This is a genomic window from Brevibacillus porteri (assembly GCF_003013475.1).
Lineage (GTDB): Bacteria > Bacillota > Bacilli > Brevibacillales > Brevibacillaceae > Brevibacillus > Brevibacillus porteri.
In genome coordinates this window covers 130,469-151,827 of record NZ_PXZO01000064.1, presented here as the reverse complement: position 1 = coordinate 151,827, position 21,359 = coordinate 130,469, and the positions used below count along the sequence as shown (strand labels likewise).

Genomic DNA, 21,359 nt, shown 5'->3' with positions numbered 1-21,359 from the left:
TACCCCATGGCATCAGCTTTGCTTGCAAAAGAATTTATCCTTATTTTCCCAAGTGGGCTTGCAGCATCCATACATGCTTTTGCAAGCTGTCCATGATCCCCAAGAACATATCCCCAGTCGCTTCATCGTCCCCTGCTTCCGCGGCCGTAATGCCCTCTTGGAGCTCCTTAATCAGGAGTGTAAAATCACTCACGACCGCTTCAACCATTTGATCCGCAGACTCTCCACCTGTCGCTTCCTTAATGGAAGCCTGCTCCAAACAGTCCTTCAACGTCGAAACAGGCTTGCCCCCAACCGTTAACAGCCGCTCCGCTAGCTCATCTACATTTTTGGCTGCCTCGTTGTATAGCTCCTCAAATTTTTCATGCAAGGTAAAAAAATTCGGGCCTTTGACAAACCAGTGATAATGATGCAGCTTCATATACAGCACAGACCAGTTGGCAACCTGTTTATTAAGTACGTCGGTCACGGGCCGACTCATTGTCATACTCATCCGGACGCTCCACCTCTCATGGTATAGATATAGCGTTTGTAGTATGTGGTGGATCGAAGGTTCCTATTCTTTTCATGTCAGTCCATCTTTTCTACAGGCCGGACGAAGCAGACCGCGAAAATCTATTATTGTTCATTAGTCACTTCTCCATCCTATTGCGATTTAGCAGCTCAATAAATGAAGCTAACTTAGCCATGTATTTTCACAAGAAAATCCTCTAATACTCCCCTAGTCGCAACGCCAGCTCTGGGAAGCAATTCATTTACGCGAACGAGCATGGCAGGATTGTCACGTATCATTTGTTTCGCTTCTAGAGTCGTATAGCTTCTCAACGTATCTACACAGATCACGAAGAGTTCCTCATCATCCGTATCCAGCAACGATAGTAGAATGTTCAGTTCATGCTCGTTACAGGAACTGTCCATACAGTACGCGAGTTTTCGCTGCCATTCTAACGGTTTCATCAGCACATGACTGGACAGGTCTTCCCAATCCTTTTGGCTAAACTTCGCTAGCATGTCAGACGCTATTATGCAGCCATAGTCATACCAATAATCAACAGTATTTTGGCAGCCTGTTATGAAAACATCTAATTCTTTGTACATGCTGGTCACCTCCATTCAATATTCAAGTTTTACGTAATCAACGATGATTGTCTCACTCCGAAACAATACTGCATCGTCATGATATTTATTCGATAAACTCCTCTACGAGAAAATCTTCAGAAGTGTGCTATGGGAAAATAACTAGAACCTAGAATGAAATCTGTATCTTTTTCATGTAAAAAAGCCACAGATTACTCATTCCCTTTTTTCTGTCAATCATAAGATATTTCTAGATTGACAAAAGGAGGATTACTATGGCAAATAAAGCAAAAGCGAAGGTTAGCCCACAATTCAAAAGGCTCTGTACCCGATTTGGAAGAATATTAGGGGGCGAGTCGGAAGTTGAAAATGGGCGGTTTGTTTTGTCATGCTGCTTACAAATCTTCGAGAAACAATCTTGGGAAGACGAACGCTTTCCCCTTTAGTTCGAGCTCAAATGTTTTCGTTTGAATCCCTTGATAAGTCGGGTCGTACCCTTTGTTTGGGTGAGACTGCCGTTCACCAAAATCAGGTGAACCGTTTGATGTCGAATCTCCGCAAACGTGGGATTGTTTCATCATAATCGAAAGGATGACGGATATGGGCAAAGTAAAGGCAAAAGCAAAGGCAAGTCCCCAGTTTAGAAGACTGTGTAACCGATTTTCAGCCATTTTAGGTGGAACAGAGCATGAAATTACGAGAGGTCCTGTTTGTTTCGTCTCCAGAAATAGAATATTCAATGCGTCCATATTAGACAGAAGAACCACATCCCCATTGGTCCGTTATCAACTGTTCTCGTTCGAATCCTTAAACAGTTCAGGACGTGCCCTATGTTTAGGAGAAACGGCTCTCTTCCAAAACCAGGTAAACCGTTTGCTGTCAAACCTTCGCAAAAACGGGATAAAGGTAACAGCAGTCCATAATCACTGGCTCTTTGAAAACCCGCGTCTTATGTATATTCATTGGGAGTCAATTGATAATCCCATTGCATTCGCAAGGAAAGTGAAGCGTTCTATTGCTTTTTTGGGTTAATCAACCAATAACAGCAAACAGTGGCAGCTAAAGACGTGGTAGTACTATCAGATTTTCTTTTCAGGTCTTAGGTAGCCGCTGTTTCATTTAGTAAGGGTCGGTCTATTCATCTCTGATATTTATTAAAAAAGGCTCATTCCTTCTACGACGTCAGATGGAACAAGCCTTTTTTACTTACTATCCTGTTACAATTTTTTCGGTGTTGGGCTTGGCAAATTTTCAAACGCATACCCATTAATCCCTGCAAAATCCATCTTTTTACGCAAATCACTGACAAACTGTGTAAAATAAAGGCCACGATCCATGCTACCAGCATATTTTCTCAGTTCGTAATCGTAGGATAATGAATCGTATATGGGCTGTAAATCATCAACAAGCACCTTTTTCATATCCGTTTTCTTAATAGATGGATCGATACTGCATTCGTTCACGAGTGCCTGTAATGTTTCCTTGAGCGCATCGTTGTCATAGGCCGGATGGGAGAGTAAAAATTTCAAATCGTACAAGTCTTTAAACCTCGGCCTGACGATTGTTTGATGCAGCTTCCAAGCAACCTGGATAGACAGGGGCACAGTGTACGGAACAAGAAAGCTTTCTCCAAAGACAGGTTGGTACTCGAGCGGAACCGGGTCTGCATCCATTTCCAAGTGAAACGAAATATCCAGATTCAGCTCATTATAGTCATCCGCTTCCCTTGGTTGACCTTTGAAATAATAGGCAATATCCGTATTGATCGTCGGAAAATCATCTGCCATAGCGTAGTCGATATATCTCCAAAATGCATTCTTTCGAAAACTTCTAAACACGACGCCATCGTTCAGATCCATTTCGGTTACTTGAATCATCCATTGTGTAAATACTTCATGGGCATGTTCGACGTCCCTGATTTTCCCCGCATACAATAAGTCGATATCATCCGCGTCCCGAATCTGGCGGTTGTCCAAATATTGTCTGGTTAGAAGGCTGCCTTTTAATACAAAGGGCATATTCACTAGAGCAATTCTTCTCAACAGTGCTTCCAAAACAACGAGCTCTCTCGCTTCATATTCCAACTCTGCTACATCATCATACGTAATCATCATGATCCTCCATCTAAAAATTAGGAAATCCAGCCGCTGTCCAGTTCTTCGCGGCTGTCATAAATACATAGTTCATATTGTTCTTTGATTAGCCCGATCTGATTTGCTTGCAAAATGGTATGTATCTTTTCTACTCGATCGTAAAACTGTTTCGGGCTCTCATATTCTCGGACGGTGATAAATCTCACTTTTCCATTCGCATTCAAAGAGTTTCTCGAAATATGTCCACCATGACCCTCACATAAATTTCGTAACGCGGCGACATCATCGACCTGTACTTTGCCATGCCATTCGAAGTAAGGCTTCGAGTTTATGATGGGCTGGTGAAAATACGTTTCTTCCTTTGGAGAAATCTCTACTTTTTTTCGGACGATGGTAAAACCGTTGTTTTGAAACGTAGCTGCAATCTTTTCCATCTCTTTATTCACTTCATGAAAATCAGGTCGTTTGATTACTCCTGTTATCATCGGTTGATTGATGTAATTTCCCTGATCCAAGACGATCATGACCGGCTTTACTTGTTCCGATTGGCAGAGATCGATAAAAGCTTCCTTTTCATCAAGCTGTAGATCGTTAAAGGTAACATGAAACTCAAATTCCATTGCTTCACTCCCTGACTTTCCTTGTATTGCACAATCAATTTATTTCCTTTTCTTCCTATTTGTATCGACATATCATTTCTATTTCTTAACCGTTTTGTTTATAAAATAAAAAAGTAGAGATACGCTGAGGATCTTCTCTCAACATATCTCTACCTCGAATGAGTCCTAGTTGCTAACCATTTAGCTTGGTGGTTACTGAAAAGTCCAGAGAGTGTACTTTTATGGACCAATGCCCCAAGATTTCATCGATTCTTACATCTTGAACCCTAACCTTTGAGCCTAAAGAGCTTTGACCCGTAAGTTTTGAAATCTGAACGTTCATCTTTGAGCTTTCATCCTCGTATTCGCCAAATAATTTGTAGGATGGCCTAGTTAACCCACTAGGCAAGGGACTCTCGTTTATCAGTTATTCAAATGACTAGCAGACCACACTGTTAATCCACAAGATTGATTTTGGTCATCGTATTGGATTCACTTAAGATAAAATCGACTTCACACTCAAACTCATCGATTTCTTTACTAAGCGTATCCATTTTCTCTTTCAACTTCAAGGGGTCTACGAGCTTCGCTTCATTTTGCTCTTTAAACGGTTTGGAGATCGCTTCCATTTCCGTATCCTTCACCTTGGAGTCTTTGCCAAAGTTCGCTTCGAGCAGCCTTTCCAATCGCAGCTGTACTTCTTCATTTTTCTCTTCAACCTGCGTGACGGCGTGGTTGTAATCTCTTCTCATTTTCTCCAGCAGTGATTTCTCATATTGAATGGATGTTTTTCGCTCGATTGCTTCTGCCACTGTCATTCTCTTGCCACTAATCGTTACCATCGTCTTTGCGTTGGACTCGACGATCAGCGACTTAATTTTTTGTCTTCTTTTTATTAGATCAACAACGGATTGGTAGTTTCGCTCTGTCGTTTCCACATACAGCTCTGTTGACGTATAACCAGTTACAGGCTTAGGTCCAATTGCGGAAGACATGAAAGTCGTTTCATTGATTCCTTTTTGGATTCTTTTATCGAGTAATTTTAATTCTGAGAGTCCTCTTGTAATAGACATTTCCATCGTGTCATTCCTCCTCGTGGAGTTTTGATAGAAGAATTGTTTATGTATAGGAGTGTTACATACATTTGGTAGTTTACTATACAACTATATGTAAATAGCTGTCAAATTTCTTAGGGGATTGGTTTGAAAATTTCCACTTAAACTATCGTATCTAAATGATATGCAATTGGCTTCTGTTCAATTTTTTCTAATAACAAGGCTTTTCTTGTCATAACATCATCGAATTGTTCCAGTGACAGTTTTTCCTTTAGTTGTTGCATATCCAAACGATCCAATTCTTTTAAAAGATACTCTTTGGATTTGTGAAATACCTCCGAATGGGTTAATAATATCTCTCCATATGCAATCATTACTATGGATTTTTCAAAGATACCAAGGTTCATCGTTGTTTAAAATTCACCAAGGGTCCTAGATAGCGCTTCAGTACTCCTCATGATTTCTGCTCTATATCCTTGGTACATTTCATTGAATGCCTCAAACAACTCCTCGTACTCCCAATACATATAAAATCCTCCATCTATTCTCATGCAAAAAGACTCATTCCCCCTCATCATTCAAGTTGGAATAAGCCTTTCGCAATTTATGAACAGTATCAAAGCTGCAAATATAATCGATATAGCATTCGGGCAGCTTCCCCGCGAGTGACAGCCTCGCCAGCTCTAATCTGTTTATTAGCAGGAACATCGATCAAGCGCTGTTTCACAGCCAAAGCCATCGTTGGTTTCGCCCATTCGGAAATCGTGTGTTGGTCTGTGAATTGATTCAAGTAGTCCTCTGTATTCGAAGGGTAATAGTAATTCTTCTTTTCATGTAATGATCTTGCGCCAATCGCAGCCATTTCTTCCCGGGATATGGTATGATCCGGCCTAAACGTGCCATCTGGATAACCTTTCACGATATCCTTTTTTTCAGATGAAGCGATAAATGGAACATGCCATTGTGGCGGATTCACGTCTGAAAAGCTCTCCGTCGCCGTTTCGTCCAAAGCGTAAAAAGCTCTTACCAGCATCGCCGTGAACTCAGCACGGGTAAGCGGTGAATCAGGCTCAAAGTTGCCATCTTCTTTCCCGGTTACGATTCCTTTCGATCCCAGAAATTGTACGGCTTGCTGTAGCTCAGGATCCCGGTTGTCAACATCAGGGAACGTTTTGGTATTATCGTCCACGAAATACGTTCCGGAACGATTTATTTCAGCTTCCATACCGTTATTGTACGGATTGAACTTTCCACCGATAGGCTGCGTGCTTTTCCCATTCGAATAGAACACGCTATTATTTGTCGCGTCCGCCTGATTTGCAGGCAGAATGAGCCGGATGTTGCTTGATACGTTCGAAAGCTCCTGCCCTTGTTCATCTAAAAATTGTACGTGATATCCGCCGTTATTGTTTTCGACCAAGCGAATAACGATAACCGGGAGCGAATGGAACAGGCGATTTACAGTCGCAAGGTTAAACGTCAGTTTCGCATCCCCCGCATGGATGGTAAGATAGTCGACATCCTTACGATTCGTGAAGCTATCCTTGTAAAGCTTGACTGTAAAACCATTTTGGTCAGGCAACGACAAAATTTCCCCATTCACGACCAACTCTCTAGCAAGAGCAATGTTGTTTTCCGATAGCGTCTGCTCCACCGCAGTCTTAGCCTTTCGCGCATTGTCAGCTACGCGGTCAATCAAGTCAGAAGTAATGACGAGTTGGCCGTCAACAAGCTTTGGCTTTTCGCTGCTTGCGGCTGTAATCACAAGCTCTCCTGCTTGGGTCAGTCCCTCCACAATAAACGGACGCTGTCTGTCAGCGACAGGTACTGATCGGACGGCAGTGTAATACGTCTCGGACAACGTGTTACTGTCGACGACATACAACAAAAAGAAAGCGGTCACGTCCGGAGAACCAGCTCTGCTTGCAGTTGCCCGTACAATGGTCTGCCCGGGTTTGTTCGCTTTTACGACCTGTGTGCCATTCACATTCGATAAGGTTCCTATACTCGGATCGTCAATGGTGTACGTCATTTTTGTCCCGGGAAGCAAATTATTTACCGCAATGAACTGTTTGTTCCCAGGTTGCAGCATCGTGATATACGGATAGAGACTCATTTCCGGCGTAGTTCGTATCACAGGCTGAGCTGTTGTTCCAGGGTGATTGCCCGTTGGTTTGTCTGCTGTCCTAGGGCGTTCGGCTGTTGGTTTGTCTGTTTTCACTGGGCGATTGCTAGTTGCCGTTTCTCCCGTGAAAACAACTAGCTTCGGCAAAGCAATCGAATCTGCCCAAGCCCACAAAGTCTGATCCTTTTTTACTACATAGTAATACCTTTTGGGTGGGGAAAAGTCGCTATGGTGTATAGAAGCGATGTCTGTAAGCTCTGGGAAAACTTTATGGTTGTTGTCCACTGACCAAAGCTGATCGTCCTCTCGGAGGGCATAAGCTTCGTCGATATTCCGATCTCGAATGGAATCCAATTGGACCATCGTTCGCGCGTCTTTTGCTGCATGCAAATACAAAGGATATTTTTTCGTGTCAGCGGTTGACCAAGACAAGACTGTGCCATCTTTCATATAGGCATAGCTAGTAGAAATGCCCGGCTCTATCTTGACGATATCAGCAAATCCGTTCATTTGCTCCGGACTTGTGTTTTTCGAGCGGTTATTCGGCAGATACGAATTTGCCTTCCATCTCCAAACCGTACCGTCCTTTTTCACAGCGAATACGATGCCGTTCGCCATTTTTATGGATACGACATCATCTAGTAGCTTTGTTCGGACTGTAGTAGGTGAGCCACCCTTAGTGGTACCTATTTCACTTCCCAAACTCCATACGGAACCGTCTGATTTTAAGACGAACAAGACTTTGTAGGCACCCGTATAATGGGCGACTAGTGACGTTACATTTTTCAAGTCTTTGATTTGCTTCGGAGCACTTGCAGAACTCGTTTCAAGGGTAGTGACGTGGGCGGCGTCCCAATACCACACCGTACCGTCTTTTTTTAGCGCCGCATAGTTAACAATATAGTTACCCCGGGCCGACTTCCTTTTGACTGTCATCTCTTTGACATCCTGCAAGCCCGGAATTTGCATCAGCTTGGCTTCATAGAATGGATCTGAAGCACTCAGAGGATGTCCATAGATGTACCAAGTCCATGCGGTTCCATCTGTTTTCGACAGTAGCACATTATCGTTCAGGATGTGGTAATCCTCCCCGATACGTGTATATTGCTGTTCGTAAACGTCTCTTGTGTCGTTCCCTTTGGCTTGAACCGTATTAAATTGAGCCGTCAGGATTAACACAAGGCTTAACAATGCTGCCATCCATCGTTTCATTGTTTTCCTCCACCAGTACTCTCCTTGATAGTCTTCTTGCGCTGTCTCTTTCGATTTCCATAATTTGCACCACGCTTTATATTAACAGAACAAGAAATATTTACAATAAACTACCTAATTTAGGCAGAATACGTTGATGGTGTTCGTGGCACGGTACTCCAGCTCAGGAAAAGCAAAAAGCCAGGGCTACTCTCCCTGGCTGTCATACGTTACAGAAGTCCTTCCTTTTGCCCTTTTTGTACCGCTTCATCCCGATTTCGCACACCGAGCTTGTCATACAAGGCAGATGCATAGTTACGCACTGTCCCGTCTGACAAATACAGCTTGGAAGCGATCGTTTTATAGCGCATGCCTTGGGAAAGCATCTGCAAAATCTCCTGCTCCCGCTTCGTTAACCCATAAACATTCTCGTCTTTTTCGCTTATTTTCGGTGCAACAAGCAAATCTTCCTGTTCGGTTTCTGGCTGTTCATCCAGCATTTTATGAAACAGGTCCTGTGCAATCATCGTTCCGCCGCGATGGACCAGGCGAATCGTTTCCGCAAGCTCGCGTGATTCAATCGATTTCAAGAGATAGCCGTCTGCACCACTGCGCATGATTTCCTTGGCTTTTTCCGTATCCTGAAACGTAGATAGGACAAGGACACGAATACCGGGCCATTTTTCCTTGATTCGTTTTGTCGCAGTGATCCCGTCCATATTCGGCATTTCCAAGTCCATCAACACTAGGTCTGGTTCTAGCTCCTCGCACAGTTCCACAGCCTTCGCCCCATCCTCGGCCGTCCCGACTACCCGCAGGTCCCGCTGTCCCTCGAGTATGGTGCGCAAGCTATCCCGAATAAACGAGTGATCATCTACGATAAACAAACGAATGATTTCATCGGCGCTCTCCATCAGCCTCGGCACAAAACAAGTAATGAGCGTTCCTTCTCCCCGCTCTGAGTATACGGATACTCTTCCTTGCAATTGAGCGGCCCTCTCTTTCATTGTCGTGATCCCGAAGCCATCCTTCCAGTTTTCCACCCCGTGACCGTTATCCTGTACTTCCAACCTCGTCTGTTGCTGCTCAAAATGCAAGGAAACGACGATGTCCGTAGCCTGCCCGTGGCGGACCGCATTCGTCAAAGATTCCTGCAAGCAGCGAAATAAGGTCATTTTCACCTGCTTACCAACAGGATACTCTTCTCCGATCGCACGAAACCGCACATTCACCTTTGCATGTGTCTGAAACTCCTCCGCAAGCTGCCTCAGCGAATGAACCAAGGGAAGCGTCTCTTGCGGTGACCCCATCTGATGCAAGTACCCTCTCACTTCCTTCATGCCGTTTCGCGCAAGCTTCAAGAGGGAGTCGAGCTTTTGCGTCCCTTCCTGCGACACCACATCCTGACGCAAGGTTTCCAGCCCCATGATAATCGAGACATAGGAATGCCCCATCGTATCATGCAGATCCTTGGAAAGCCGGTCCCGCTCCTCCAGCAGCGTCACTCTCTCAATTTGGGTGAGGTACTGCTCCAGCACACTGTTTTGCTTGCGAATAATTTCATTTTGCCGATGATTGACGATAAGCAAATGAAAGGCAAACCCCACCACATAAGCAAGCCCTACTTGCGGGATTATCTCGAGCAATTCAATTTTCCGCGAAAAAAACATAATCAGCAGTGGGATGAAAACAATCGTAATAGGAGCCGACCAGCGATACGATTTCTCCGCACTATTGGCGGCAATCAAAAAAGCTGGCATCAAAAAAGTAAGGTACGCCTCCGGAAACATAGACGTGAGATAAATCGATAATCCGCCAAACATGAGCATTTCTGCAATCAGGTAGTAACGATAGTTCAGCAGTAAACAAATCCACGGGACGGAAAAAACCATGATTTCCCACGAAATGACAATCCATACGGGCAGAGTAAGAGAATCTCCCAATTGTATAGTCGTAACGGTGAGTGAAAAGCAAATGAGCAGACGTAAAAAAAGCATCACCCAGTCATACCAGGCCCATTGTTTTACGATATCTAACAAACCATCATCTCCTAATTGCTTTGAACATCAAGCGGGTATACCCACCAATTAATTGTACCAGTCCATTCCCAATCATGGAGCACCCGATCATGAGTATGAATCCTAAACTCATAATTTGCAATGCCATCAGATCTGAATCCACCCGGATCTCGAAAAAAGTTAACTCTAAATAAGGATAGAGCAACGGTGTGACAACAAAACATATGGGTGCAATGTAGATGAGCACTCCGATCACCAGGGAGATACAGCCTATGACAAATTTTTTCATCAGCCAATAAACGGATATCCAGTTTCTCACATCCATTAATTCCGCCTTTGCCTGCTTCCATTGATTTCCCTCAGCTCTTTGTCTCGTTGCTAAAGGTTCTATCGAAATATCGGTATAAATTTTCGTCTGAATACGTTCATGCTGGACAAAGATTTGGGTTGTACGCAACACATTGGTAAGCAATGGAATTCCCACTACGGTAAATGACAAGCCCAAGCCAAGGACGATACTGACCATGTAAAAACACAGATAAAATACCCCCGAGACAAATGTATACAGCAAAAAGATAACATTTTGAACGTTACGCATGATCGCTCTTTTCATTTAAGCTAATTCTCTCCTATCTATATCTTTTCCGACACACTGATGACGGTCTGCCATTACCATAATCCACTGCACGTCACATGAACCAGTATCAAAATGTCATATGACAGGCAAAGCCATGTCATTTCATCAAAATCATTTTGTCAGTCGGAAAAGTGATGACAGAAAGTAACTACCGAGTATGACGCGAGCTTTGCCATACTGTGCTCAAACGCTCACTCTCAGAGTCGGTGCGTCAAAACATGTTGTCAAAACAATAAGGAGAATCGCACATGAAAAAAATGATACAAAAAATGAGTCTCGTCGTTTTTCTTCTCTCCACGACCTTGATTGCCGCATGCACGCAACCGCTCGGTGCTGTGGAATCCACTCAGACTGCTTCCATTGCTGCCCAAGGACCCCTGGATGCCAAAGAAATAGAAGCGTTTGCCGATCCATTGTTTGCAAATAAAATGAAAGAATTTAATGTGGCTGGTTCCAGCTTTGTTGTCGTCCGTGATGGCAAAGTCATCGTGAACAAAGGCTACGGCTTTGCTGACAAGGAAAAGAAAATCCCTGTTGATAAAGATACGGTGTTCCAAATTGCCTCAGTATCGAAAACTTTTACCGCCTTGGCTGCCATGCAGCAAGTCGATGCGGGTAAAATTGACCTACATGGCAATATAGAGGAATATCTCGGTGGGCTAAAAATTCCGAATAAGACAGGAAAACCGGTCACCATGTACGACTTGCTCACCTACACAACCGGCTTCGAATTGCCTGACGAAACTACCTTTACCGGTCCACAATACATCGGGCAGGACATCTCTATGGATGAATTCCTTTCAAAGCACATGCCGACCGTCATCCGACCACCTGGCGAAGCCTATACGTATGATAATACAGGATTCTTACTCGCTGGCTATGCCGTGGAAAAAGCAAGTGGAATCCCCTTTGCCCAGTATATGGATGAAAAAGTGTTCAAGCCTCTCGGAATGACCTCGACCAGTGTACGTTTCAAGCCTGAGCTCTTGAAGAGAATGGCTGCCCATTACGGTCCTAATGGCGAGCCACGTCCGGCAGAAGGACACGCTCCAACGGATGGTCCGCAGGGAAGTATTCTATCAACAGCAGAAGACATGGCAAAGTACATGATCATGCAACTGCAAAACGGAAAATTTGACGGCAAGGAAATTGTCAGCGAAAAAAGTATGGAATTGATGCATACGCACCAGATTTTCGCGGATAAGGACATCCCGATCACAACCGTAGGCTTTGAAAACTATTTTCCACAGTATGCAAATGGTCAGCACGTTGTTTTGAAGGGCGGAAACATGCCAGGCCATTCTTCCCTAATGGTATTGATCCCGGAACAAAAAACCGGCTTTTTCATGTCCTACAACAATGATTCAATGGTTAGCGCTGATATTTACAAAGAATTCATGGATCATTATTTCCCCGAAAAAGCAAAAGCAAAAGCAGATCCAGAGCCTGATTACTTGCCCTTGAGTGAAGCAGATGCGCAAAAATATTTCGGCCTGTATCAAAATACGCGTGCCTATTGGACACGCACTTCAATTACCTATGAGAATGGATCACTCGTGCTTGAGGGTGAGGCAACCGGAAAACAAAAGCTGCGAATGATTCACCCATTGCTATTTGTAGATGAGGAAGGCGAAAAAGTCGCGTTCAAGGAAGACAAAAACGGTAACATCAAATACTTCTATCATACAACGCCAAAAGGCGTTAGCCTTGCTGCCGATTCGCAAAAAATGGAAATGAAAAAGCCCTACTCAGACGTCCCTAACACCAGCAGCTATAAAACCCATATCAACAACCTCAGCGCCTTTTCCATTATGGGAGCGACAACAGGAAATAAATTTGACCCTACAGGGACCATGACACAAGGCGAATTTGCTGACGCCCTGATCAAAGCACAAGGCCAGTACGTAATGGCCGGGAGTGAAGACGGGCTTAGAGAGCAATTGGCCGCGGGCATCCCTAATTTGAACCCATCGGCACCAATCACAAGACAAGTCGCTGCTGCCATGATCCAAAATTTGAAGCAGCTTGAACCTGTGGCAACCAGCAAAGTGACACTGCAAGACACAGCCGACGCCTGGGCAAAAGATGCGATCACTGCTCTTGTTTCACAAGGCATCGTCGATCCTGACACGAAGGTAAACGCAGATGGCTCTTTCACATTCCGCGCACAAGATTTACTGAAGCGTCAAGAAGCCAGTGCCTTGCTTGACTTAGCATTTGGTTACTATTCATTGCCGATTAAACGATAAGCATCCTTTTCCTCTTTTTGGGATAAAGTAGGAACTTGTTGTATACCCTACTCCTTTGAGGGAGGTGACTGGTCGTGGAAAATAGCGATAAACACAGGGGACAAGCTGAGCAAAGAGATTCAAGTGACTTGAATGAGAAGGAAATCGAGCTTCAGCATCAATATCAAATGTTCCCTACCCCAGATGAAAAACGTGCTTCAAAAGTAATTACAGAGTTGAAAGATTAATAGCTATTCTCCCCCACTTTAAGGCTGTCGAGAAACTCGGCAGCCTTTTTCATTTGCTCCGTAATCCGTTGAGCATGCCGTGAGCGAGTGCAAAAATGTCATATGACACAAAGTAACTACCGAATATGGCGCTAGCTTTGCCATACTGTGCTCAAGCGCTCACTCTCGGAGTCGATGCCCCAAAACGTATTAGCATAAAAGCATAAATCAAAAGGGGAATCTCGCATGAAAAATGTTTTTCAAAAAATGAGTCTCACGGTTTTTCTTCTCTCCCCGACCTTGATTGCCGTATGTACGCAGCCGCTCGGTGCAATGGAAATAAATCAGACTGCATCCATTGCTGCCACCACGATAAAAGGACCGCTGGATGCCAAAGAAGTAGAAGCGTTTGCCGATCCACTGTTTGCAGAGAAAATGAAAAAATTCAATGTGAATGGTTCCAACTTTGTTGTCGTCCAAGATGGCAAGGTTATCGTGAACAAAGGCTACGGCTTCGCTGACAAGGAAAAGAATACCCCTGTTGCTAAAGACACGGTGTTCCAAATTGGCTCTGTAACGAAAACCTTTACCGCCATGGCCGTCTTGCAGCAAGTCGATGCGGGCAAAATAGACCTGCATCATAATGTAGAGGCATATCTCGGCGGGCTAAAGGTTCCCAATACGACCGGAAAACCGCTCACCATGTACGACATGCTTACCTACTCAAGCGGCTTCGATATGCCTGACATCACTACCTTTCTCGGTCCACAATACACCGAGCAGGACATCTCGCAAGTTCTAGTTGCGGACGTATGCCTCAAGCAAAGCAATCATTTCTTGATTTCCCCTCCTTCTTGCTTCCTCCAACGGAGTCATAAAGGTGGATGGATAATCTGGGTGGTAAGGAGTCGAAAGATTCGGATTTGCTCCGTGCTCTAATAACAACTCTGCTAGGTCTACGCTATCATCCTGTACTACTCGCATTAGTGGTGATCGATGGTTCTGATAATTTAAATCAGGCTCAGCACCTGACTTTAGTAACACGTCCAACATGTCATAGTTGTCAATTGCCAAAGTGATCACTGAGTATTTTCCTTCCAGGTGATTTGGATTTGCTCCATGTTCAAGGAGGAGTTTAGCCATTTCCAAATGGCCATTACTAGCTGCGGCATGAATGGGACGACTCTTCCTTCCTACCTCCCCTTCTATGTATGCATTTGGGTCCATTCCAGCTTTCAAATATAGCTTCACCTTGTCTATCTTATTATCCAGAGCTGAAGCATTAAAAGTTAAGGCGTCAAACCGACTCCAAGAATCGTCTATTTCTTGTCTTGCCTTCCTTGCTTCTTCTGAAGCCAGTTGATCATCTGCAATGGCAACTATCTTATCACCCTTTGTAAGTCTAATTACTTGATCATAATTGAGGTTCATCGATACTTCAGGTTGATTAGATTTATCTTTTCCGGACTTGGCCACTTGATTAGATACTTCATCTTTAGCTTTACTTAAGCTTGGGGTTCCGTCTTGAGTTGGAACGTCAGGGTTTGGATTGATTTCCTTTTTCAGATTAGGTGCTTTATCCGCTGCGGTATTTTGGTTCTGAGCATTCGAATTTGAATTTGATGATAACGATTTTGTCCCTGTAATGTTCTGTATAACAATAGCCCATATGGATAAGCAAACTACAGCAACTGATCCTAAAAGTAAACTTCGTTTCAATTTAATTGACATGTTTTCTGCCCTCCCGATAAAGTAGCAGGTAGATTATACCATAACCTATACAGATTGACTCACCAAATACGATTCTCAACTGATGCACTCTAAGCCGTTATCAGTGATATCATTGAGCTACATTTAGACCTCTTTTATTGTAAGTACAATTTTTTCCTCAGTGCATAAAATCCAACGCATTCTCCTTAAATCAAAAAGGTAGATAGCCTCTTGGAAAGGGGCTATCATTGACATGATCTATCGACTGCCCGAGATCCCCCCTGAAGAACCGCAACCCGAGTGGTATGTTGAGAAAACGTCTTCCATTATCGAGCAGGAGAACAGATGGTTTGAATATGGGATGGAATTTACTTAATAAGTTGAAAGACAACGGTGGCATTGGTCAAAAGCCACCAACGTTAATACTCAATTCTTCGAAGAAACTGTCTATAAAAACGGAACAGGCGATCGTAGATAAACCACGGTGCTGGATATCGACCTCAATGCGCCAACGGGTTTGCTAGTTTATTTACAACAGCGGCAGTCTAAGCGATTGTTTTCAGGTCTTAGGTCGCGGCAGTTGCAGCGCCGTTTCTTCCAGGATTTCCGCACCGCCGACCGCACCGAGACGCCGTGATAGATGGACATGATCTCGTCTACGACATCCCGGTACAACCGATTCACCTGTTGAAACGAACGTGTTTTCAGGCTCATGTCCAAAGCATATGTATGCGACACGGCCTTTATCGTGACGTAGTGAATGTCCCGTACGACCTCGATCTCCACATGATCCAGCCGTCCCATGAAAATGGGCAGTATTTGCCCGCCTTCCACCTTGTACAGCTCGATGGGATCGTGGGTGCCGGCACGATTGATGATCTCGTCCTCTTTTTCTTCCGGGACAATTCCTGTGATCGTGAGCCTGGCATGCGTGCCTGTCTGATGGACGAACTCCAGCTGATCTAGCCGGATCGGTCCATATGGCCAAACGAATTTTATATCCTGATAGGTCATGACCCCGCTTGTACGCTGCATGTTCTCTCCCCTCCTTCTCTAGCAAGCAATGGGAAGCGTCAATCCTGACCGTCTGTTTCAATCGTGATGATGCCTGACAGATTGCAGACTAGCTGCGACTTGCTCAGCAAGGCATGCTCGTTGTCGATGAGCACATCGTGCTTTCCATCTGTCCATTTCGAGGTCGTCTGTGGCACACACAGTCCTCCTCCTGCCGCTGTGCAAAACCCAAAGCATCCGATGTTCACACCAGGGACATGATCGGCAACATTCATGACAGGCTTATCTAGGCTATAAACGCCATGGCACAAGGGCAAATTCAATATGCCGGGGTCGGTTCCCTTGCTACACTTGAGGGTCGCTCCCCGCACGACATATGAGTACTCGGGGCTGAACAACCCCATTGCAAGTACTTGAAGTAACGCTAGCATCTTTAGACCTATCCCCCTTTCCAAAAAAATCCTCTGCAAGCAACTTCCATATTCCGTCTTATTTTTACATTCCATCTAATAATCGGGATAAACTGGAAAGTAATTTATGGGTCAAACGTCCCGTTTCCTTATTTTTCTAAATAACCCAAAAAGGCCTCCACCAACTCTGCAATGGTTGGGGAAGCCTTCCTGAAAGAAAAAGCATTCTCGTTATATGGTTACACTCTCTTCGATGACCAGTTCACCGTTTGTCGCATCGAGACTGGCCTCTACGCCCAGAGGGAGAGCAATGTTGCATGCGCCATGTCCGATCTGAATGTTCCAGATGGTCGGTTTTCCGTACGGCACGACGATATTTTGAAACACATCCCAGACAGAGAAGCCTTCGCGCTTTTTCGGCTCACAATCGGTCCATGTCCCGATGACGACGCCCGCACAATCATCAAACAAGCCGCCTTGAGCAAGCTGTGTCAGCATGCGGTCAATCCGGTACGGCTCTTCGTCGATATCCTCGAGGAACAACAGCTTGCCTCTCGTATCGAGCTGGTAAGGCGTCCCCATTAAAGCAGAGACGAGGGCGAGATTCCCGCCGACTACGGGTCCAGCTGCCTGACCTTCGACAAGACAGACGATTTCTTCCCCCGGCGGATTAATGATCGCTCCCAATGGCTCCGGGCGAGTCATGGCACGCAGCAAATATTGCTTGGACCAGTCATCCAGTCCATGTGCGATGTCTGAGGTTGCCATCGGTCCGTGAAGGGTAGCCAGATTCGCACGCTGTCCGAAGACGGTATGCAGCGCCGTAATGTCGCTGTAGCCGATAAACAGCTTCGGGTTTTGGGCGATGAGGTCATAATCGAGCAAGGACAGTATTTGCGGGGAGCCGTAACCGCCGCGCATGCACATGATCCCGTCCACTTCCACGTCGACGAACATGGCATTCAGCTCAGCTGCCCGTTGCTCAGGGGTTCCCGCCAAATACCCACCGTACGCTTCTCGGCACGTATCCGATATTTTCACCTTGTATCCCAAACCTTGCAGCTCTGCCATTGCTTTGTTCAGTACTTCTTCTGTAGCAGGACTAGAGGTTGCCACTACTCCGATTGTATCTCCCGCTCGCAATGCTTTCCCTTTGTTCATCTGTCCAGTCTCCTCCTCCGGGTTCTCTCCCCATTATCGTACATCTGTGTCACATGGTGCATAGCCATTTTCGCAGCTTGCGACTTGCAGACGGCTGACTGATTCCGAGCGCTTCCGCTACCTTTGTCGTCGTCTTATGCTGCTCATACGCCCGGTGCACGAGCTGGCGTTCCACCTCATCCATGGCATCCTGCATCTGCATTACACGATCGACCTTGATCCCTTTGTTCACACTAGTCTCTTGGTTATGAATATAACGCGGAATTTGCGCGGGCGTAATGAGGACATCGTGAGACGTGACGACGAGCCGTTCCACCACATTTTCCAACTCCCTCACATTGCCAGGCCAATCGTATTCACTGAGGATGCGATAGCAGGTATCTGCGAGTTGTCTTTCCAAACAGTACTTTTGCGAAAAGACATTGAGAAAGAAATGAACAAGCACGGGTATCTCTTCCTGCCTTTCGCGCAGCGGTGGAATTTCCAATGGTACCACGTGAATGCGATAGTACAAATCCTCGCGAAACTTGCCTTCCTTGACCATTTGCCGCAGGTTTTTATTCGTGGCTGTGATCAGCTTTACATCTACTTTTCGCGAAACAGAGCTGCCTACGGGCGTAATGGTTTTATCTTGCAACACATTCAGCAGCTTCACTTGCAAGGAGAGTGACATTTCCCCGATCTCGTCCAAAAACAGCGTGCCTCCGTTTGCCTTCTCAATTAAACCTGCCTTACCATCTTTGAACGCTCCTGTAAAAGCACCCTTTTCATAGCCAAACAGCTCTGACTCCAGTAATGTCTCAGGAATGGCTCCGCAGTTGATATGCACGAAAGGCTTGTCCACCCGCGGACTGCACTCGTGGATGTATTTTGCCAGCACGCCTTTTCCGACACCTGATTCTCCTAACAGGATCATGGATGATTCTACCTGCGACAGTTTTTTGGCCATCATCGCGACCTGCTCCATGGACTGACTGCGGTAGATCAAGCTCGTCTCTCCTTTTTGTCTGTTGTTCTCCTTCGTCATTTCACTCTGCAAGACCGTGCTGACGTACTTGACTTCATGTAATTCCTGCTGGAGTTGCTCCTGGCTCGTGATATCAATGAACGTATGGATCACTCCGCTAAAATTCCCGTCCTGATCCCAAATCGGTGTGCCTTCCACAAAAAGCTTGTGATTTTTGCGGGTGGTTTGAATCGTGTGTACCTTTTTCTTGTCGCGAATGACCCGCATCGTAATCGTTGGAGCAAAATAGCCGAGGTGATGAAACTCCTCGATACGCTTGCCCATCATCTCCCTGGGATCGATTCCGAAAAATTCTTCATATCGTTCCGAGCCATACAAAGTCCTGCCTTCTGCGTCTGTTACGTGCACGATATCAAACAGCGAGCCTATCAGGGCTTCATAATCGATCATGGCGCTCTCTACCTCCCGTGCCCCCCGCATCTTGTGGAGTGACACGTACATAGCGATTCGTCGGTCTGCCTACCCCACCATAGCTGACATCCATTCTGACACTCCCGCTCTTCTCCAGATAGTCCAAATACCTTCTGGCCGTCACTCTCGCGATCCCTACGCGTTCGGCCACATCGTCTGCCGATAGTGGCTGACTTTCTTTCTCGATTTGACGCATGATTTGCTCCATGGTGACAGCGTGCAGTCCCTTCGGCAGCACTGCCCTGCCTGGATTCGTATCGGCTTGTTCTTTTTCTGGACTTTTGCGGAATAACAGCTGGTCGACCTCATCCTGGGATGCGGTGCCCTCCCAATCAATCCGTCGGCGAAACTCTCGATAGTTGTCCAGCGACTGCTTGATCCGTTCAAACTGAAACGGCTTGATAATATAGTCCATCGCCCCATTGCGCAGCATGGACTGAATCGTGGTCTTGTCCTTTGCAGCTGTCACAACGATGACGTCCACAGCATGTTTGGCGGCGCGCAACTCCATCAGCGCCTTCACCCCGTCCTGGATCGGCATGAAAATATCAATGATCACCAAGTCAGGAGTGAGCTCCTTCACTAGCTTGAGTCCATCTGCCCCGTTGGCTGCAATTCCGACCACAACAAAGCCCGGGACGCGCTCTATGAACTGCTTGTTAATTTCCTGTACCATCGGATCGTCTTCCATAATCAGTACGCGAATGTTATCGTTATCCTTCTCCAAAACTCTCCACCTCCCCCATCGGAAACGTAATGAGAAAGCTGGCCCCTTCTCCTCGTGCCGAATGGCATACCAGCTCGCCTCCCCCTTTATTGACCAATTGCTGCACCAGATGCAGACCAAGTCCACGGTGCGCTCGTTCTTTCGTAGAATATCCCCGTTCCAGCATACGTTGGCGCGTCTCTTCGTCCATGCCGATTCCATTGTCCTCCACCAGAATAGAGCAAATCTCTTCGTCTTGCTCGATACTGATCATGATCTCCTTATCCTCGCGTTCGATTCGCTCCAGTGAATCAAAGGCATTCTCGATCAGATTCCCCAAAATGAGCACGAAATTATGATGATCCATGTACGGTGGAAAGCATTCCAGATGACTCCTGCGATCAATGACGACACGGATGCCCAGCTCTCTTCCGCGACTTACTTTGCCAATCAAGAGCCCAGATAAATTCTCATCCATGATCCGCGTCGTTAAAAAGGAGGTAAGCTCCTCCTGCTGCTCGTTGACCTCGAACAAATACGCGAGTGCCTTTTCATGCTGATGGAGCTGGAGCAAACCTGCGATGGTATGCAAATGGTTCATGTGCTCGTGATTTTGTACCCGCAGTGCACCGACGAATTCTTTTACGCCTGTCAGCTCCTCCGCCATTCTCGCCACCTCTGTTCTGTCCTGAAAAATCGCAATGGCGCCGACGATCTTTTCCTCGACCTTGATCAGAAAACGGTTGGACCAGAGCAGTGTATTGCCGACGTGAATTTCTGTGTTGGTAAAATTCTGGCGTAGCTCCAGCACTTCTGGTAATCTGGTGTCGTGCAGGACAGACCGTATGTGTTTGCCCAGCACCTCTCCTTCTATGCCAAAAATTTGCTTCGCTCTGTCGTTAAAGATCGTGATTCGCTCCCGATTGTCGATGGCGATAACTCCCTCGTGCATGGCATGGAAGGTCGCGGTTCGCTCTACCAGGATTCGTGCGATTTCGTCCGGCTCTAGGTCGAGCATCTGCTTTTTCATGTGACGGGCCAACTGATAAGAGCCCCACACCCCGAACAATAAGGAGAAGAAAAAGGTCAGCGCGATATTGTTTCGCTCACTGTACAAGATCCCCCAAACATCCGGCATCACACGTCCGACCAAGACAACACCCACCTGCTGATGCTGGTCATCCATGATCGGCACGTAGGCCCGCAGAGCCGTTCCCATCTCTCCTTTGACTTTTTGAAAATAGGAGTGCTCGGCATAGGCCTCATCAACCGCAGGGTCCATAAACACGGTACCAATCCGCTCATCTATTGGGTCTGAGTAACGGACACGCTCCCTATTCAGTACGACGATATACGTCACATCATTGACGACGCGCAGGCTGTTTGCTGTCGGTTGGATGACCTTCCACCCGTCTGGTTCCTGAATGCTTTTTTGTACATTGGGAATCGTCGCAACCGTGCGCGCTGTGGTCATCAGCCGTTGTCCCAGTTGGGTTTCCGTAATCCGAATAATCCCTCCGGCCATGATCAAGTTTCCGATGATCAAGGAAAAAAGAACGATTCCTACGGAGAGTAGCATTATCTTCCATTTGATTGTTAATCGTTCAAACAGGTTCGTTCTTTCCTTTCCATTGGGTTTATACTCAAATTCATTAAACGTAAGCAGGTGT

General features: G+C 45.8%; 18 protein-coding genes and 3 pseudogenes. 5 read left to right on the top strand and 16 right to left on the bottom strand.

All coding sequences use genetic code 11. From position 1 onward, the window contains the following. Positions 1-40: 40 nt before the first annotated feature. The gene (locus C7R92_RS28380; RefSeq protein ID WP_017247348.1) at positions 41-493 is read right to left on the bottom strand and encodes a Dps family protein; all 453 of its coding nucleotides are present in this window, start codon (positions 491-493) and stop codon (positions 41-43) included. Positions 494-681: 188 nt separating this feature from the next. Beyond that, a complete protein-coding gene (locus C7R92_RS28375; protein ID WP_106836469.1) occupies positions 682-1,098 on the bottom strand; it encodes a hypothetical protein in 417 nt (138 codons plus the stop codon). 254 nt (positions 1,099-1,352) lie between these two features. Here C7R92_RS28375 and C7R92_RS28370 point away from each other — a divergent pair. Beyond that, positions 1,353-1,648 (top strand): annotated as a pseudogene (locus C7R92_RS28370) (DUF1259 domain-containing protein); the annotation flags it as partial. A gap of 29 nt (positions 1,649-1,677) precedes the next feature. Next, a complete protein-coding gene (locus tag C7R92_RS28365) occupies positions 1,678-2,109 on the top strand; it encodes a DUF1259 domain-containing protein (protein ID WP_106836468.1) in 432 nt (143 codons plus the stop codon). Between the two features lie 185 nt (positions 2,110-2,294). Here the strand turns inward: C7R92_RS28365 and C7R92_RS28360 are convergent, their stop codons facing one another. The 7 genes and pseudogenes from C7R92_RS28360 to C7R92_RS28325 form a co-directional block, all read right to left on the bottom strand. Next, a complete protein-coding gene (locus tag C7R92_RS28360) occupies positions 2,295-3,191 on the bottom strand; it encodes a nucleotidyl transferase AbiEii/AbiGii toxin family protein (RefSeq protein WP_244195854.1) in 897 nt (298 codons plus the stop codon). Between the two features lie 17 nt (positions 3,192-3,208). Then, positions 3,209-3,790 carry a hypothetical protein gene (locus C7R92_RS28355; RefSeq protein ID WP_106836466.1) on the bottom strand — a complete coding sequence of 194 codons (582 nt, stop codon included), beginning with the start codon at positions 3,788-3,790 and terminating at the stop codon, positions 3,209-3,211. Between the two features lie 434 nt (positions 3,791-4,224). Continuing rightward, on the bottom strand, positions 4,225-4,848 hold the full coding sequence (locus C7R92_RS28350) for a hypothetical protein (RefSeq protein ID WP_106836465.1): 624 nt from the start codon (positions 4,846-4,848) through the stop codon (positions 4,225-4,227). A 137-nt stretch (positions 4,849-4,985) separates the two neighbouring features. Further along, a pseudogene (locus C7R92_RS28345) lies at positions 4,986-5,351 on the bottom strand (Imm3 family immunity protein). Positions 5,352-5,440: 89 nt separating this feature from the next. Then, positions 5,441-8,161 carry an S-layer homology domain-containing protein gene (locus C7R92_RS28335; protein ID WP_106836462.1) on the bottom strand — a complete coding sequence of 907 codons (2,721 nt, stop codon included), beginning with the start codon at positions 8,159-8,161 and terminating at the stop codon, positions 5,441-5,443. 209 nt (positions 8,162-8,370) lie between these two features. Then, positions 8,371-10,179: a helix-turn-helix transcriptional regulator gene (locus tag C7R92_RS28330; RefSeq protein ID WP_106836461.1), complete on the bottom strand. Its 1,809-nt coding sequence runs from the start codon at positions 10,177-10,179 to the stop codon at positions 8,371-8,373. 4 nt (positions 10,180-10,183) lie between these two features. Next, positions 10,184-10,771: a sensor domain-containing protein gene (locus C7R92_RS28325; RefSeq protein ID WP_106836460.1), complete on the bottom strand. Its 588-nt coding sequence runs from the start codon at positions 10,769-10,771 to the stop codon at positions 10,184-10,186. A 272-nt stretch (positions 10,772-11,043) separates the two neighbouring features. On the opposite strand from C7R92_RS28325, the gene C7R92_RS28320 reads away from it, so the two are divergent. The 3 genes and pseudogenes from C7R92_RS28320 to C7R92_RS28315 all read left to right on the top strand — a co-directional run. After that, a complete protein-coding gene (locus tag C7R92_RS28320) occupies positions 11,044-13,044 on the top strand; it encodes a serine hydrolase domain-containing protein (protein WP_106836459.1) in 2,001 nt (666 codons plus the stop codon). A gap of 74 nt (positions 13,045-13,118) precedes the next feature. After that, a complete protein-coding gene (locus C7R92_RS32470; protein WP_167403238.1) occupies positions 13,119-13,271 on the top strand; it encodes a hypothetical protein in 153 nt (50 codons plus the stop codon). A 225-nt stretch (positions 13,272-13,496) separates the two neighbouring features. Continuing rightward, positions 13,497-14,039, top strand: a pseudogene (locus C7R92_RS28315) (serine hydrolase domain-containing protein); the annotation flags it as partial. A 9-nt stretch (positions 14,040-14,048) separates the two neighbouring features. Here C7R92_RS28315 and C7R92_RS28310 read toward each other — a convergent pair. From C7R92_RS28310 to C7R92_RS28280, 7 genes are all read right to left on the bottom strand, one after another. Then, positions 14,049-14,981 carry an ankyrin repeat domain-containing protein gene (locus C7R92_RS28310; RefSeq protein WP_106836458.1) on the bottom strand — a complete coding sequence of 311 codons (933 nt, stop codon included), beginning with the start codon at positions 14,979-14,981 and terminating at the stop codon, positions 14,049-14,051. A 504-nt stretch (positions 14,982-15,485) separates the two neighbouring features. Continuing rightward, positions 15,486-15,995: a hypothetical protein gene (locus tag C7R92_RS28305; protein WP_244195853.1), complete on the bottom strand. Its 510-nt coding sequence runs from the start codon at positions 15,993-15,995 to the stop codon at positions 15,486-15,488. Positions 15,996-16,033: 38 nt separating this feature from the next. Further along, positions 16,034-16,405, bottom strand: coding sequence for a DUF4280 domain-containing protein (locus C7R92_RS28300; protein WP_106836457.1), 372 nt, complete (start codon positions 16,403-16,405; stop codon positions 16,034-16,036). A gap of 210 nt (positions 16,406-16,615) precedes the next feature. Further along, entirely contained in the window at positions 16,616-17,545 is a 930-nt protein-coding gene (locus C7R92_RS28295) for a S66 peptidase family protein (RefSeq protein WP_106836456.1), read from the bottom strand. A gap of 49 nt (positions 17,546-17,594) precedes the next feature. Then, positions 17,595-18,962, bottom strand: a complete 1,368-nt coding sequence (locus C7R92_RS28290; RefSeq protein ID WP_106836455.1) for a sigma-54 interaction domain-containing protein — start codon at positions 18,960-18,962, stop codon at positions 17,595-17,597. Then, positions 18,949-19,710 carry a response regulator gene (locus C7R92_RS28285; RefSeq protein ID WP_106836454.1) on the bottom strand — a complete coding sequence of 254 codons (762 nt, stop codon included), beginning with the start codon at positions 19,708-19,710 and terminating at the stop codon, positions 18,949-18,951. The genes C7R92_RS28290 and C7R92_RS28285 overlap by 14 nt, the downstream gene beginning before the upstream one ends. Further along, positions 19,697-21,268 carry an ATP-binding protein gene (locus C7R92_RS28280; protein WP_106836503.1) on the bottom strand — a complete coding sequence of 524 codons (1,572 nt, stop codon included), beginning with the start codon at positions 21,266-21,268 and terminating at the stop codon, positions 19,697-19,699. Before C7R92_RS28280 ends, C7R92_RS28285 begins: the two co-directional genes overlap by 14 nt. Between the last annotated feature and the right edge of the window lie 91 nt (positions 21,269-21,359).

Bases quoted from the DNA above. Each gene is read 5' to 3' on its own strand.
- C7R92_RS28300 (WP_106836457.1), bottom strand. From the start codon at position 16,405: ATGCTAGCGTTACTTCAAGTACTTGCAATGGGGTTGTTCAGCCCCGAG.
- C7R92_RS28280 (WP_106836503.1), bottom strand. From the start codon at position 21,268: ATGCTACTCTCCGTAGGAATCGTTCTTTTTTCCTTGATCATCGGAAAC.
- C7R92_RS28305 (WP_244195853.1), bottom strand. From the start codon at position 15,995: ATGCAGCGTACAAGCGGGGTCATGACCTATCAGGATATAAAATTCGTT.
- C7R92_RS28310 (WP_106836458.1), bottom strand. From the start codon at position 14,981: ATGTCAATTAAATTGAAACGAAGTTTACTTTTAGGATCAGTTGCTGTA.
- C7R92_RS28325 (WP_106836460.1), bottom strand. From the start codon at position 10,771: ATGAAAAGAGCGATCATGCGTAACGTTCAAAATGTTATCTTTTTGCTG.
- C7R92_RS28375 (WP_106836469.1), bottom strand. From the start codon at position 1,098: ATGTACAAAGAATTAGATGTTTTCATAACAGGCTGCCAAAATACTGTT.
- C7R92_RS28290 (WP_106836455.1), bottom strand. From the start codon at position 18,962: ATGATCGATTATGAAGCCCTGATAGGCTCGCTGTTTGATATCGTGCAC.
- C7R92_RS28380 (WP_017247348.1), bottom strand. From the start codon at position 493: ATGAGTATGACAATGAGTCGGCCCGTGACCGACGTACTTAATAAACAG.
- C7R92_RS28350 (WP_106836465.1), bottom strand. From the start codon at position 4,848: ATGGAAATGTCTATTACAAGAGGACTCTCAGAATTAAAATTACTCGAT.
- C7R92_RS28355 (WP_106836466.1), bottom strand. From the start codon at position 3,790: ATGGAATTTGAGTTTCATGTTACCTTTAACGATCTACAGCTTGATGAA.
- C7R92_RS28320 (WP_106836459.1), top strand. From the start codon at position 11,044: ATGAAAAAAATGATACAAAAAATGAGTCTCGTCGTTTTTCTTCTCTCC.
- C7R92_RS28360 (WP_244195854.1), bottom strand. From the start codon at position 3,191: ATGATGATTACGTATGATGATGTAGCAGAGTTGGAATATGAAGCGAGA.
- C7R92_RS28335 (WP_106836462.1), bottom strand. From the start codon at position 8,161: ATGAAACGATGGATGGCAGCATTGTTAAGCCTTGTGTTAATCCTGACG.
- C7R92_RS28365 (WP_106836468.1), top strand. From the start codon at position 1,678: ATGGGCAAAGTAAAGGCAAAAGCAAAGGCAAGTCCCCAGTTTAGAAGA.
- C7R92_RS28295 (WP_106836456.1), bottom strand. From the start codon at position 17,545: ATGAACAAAGGGAAAGCATTGCGAGCGGGAGATACAATCGGAGTAGTG.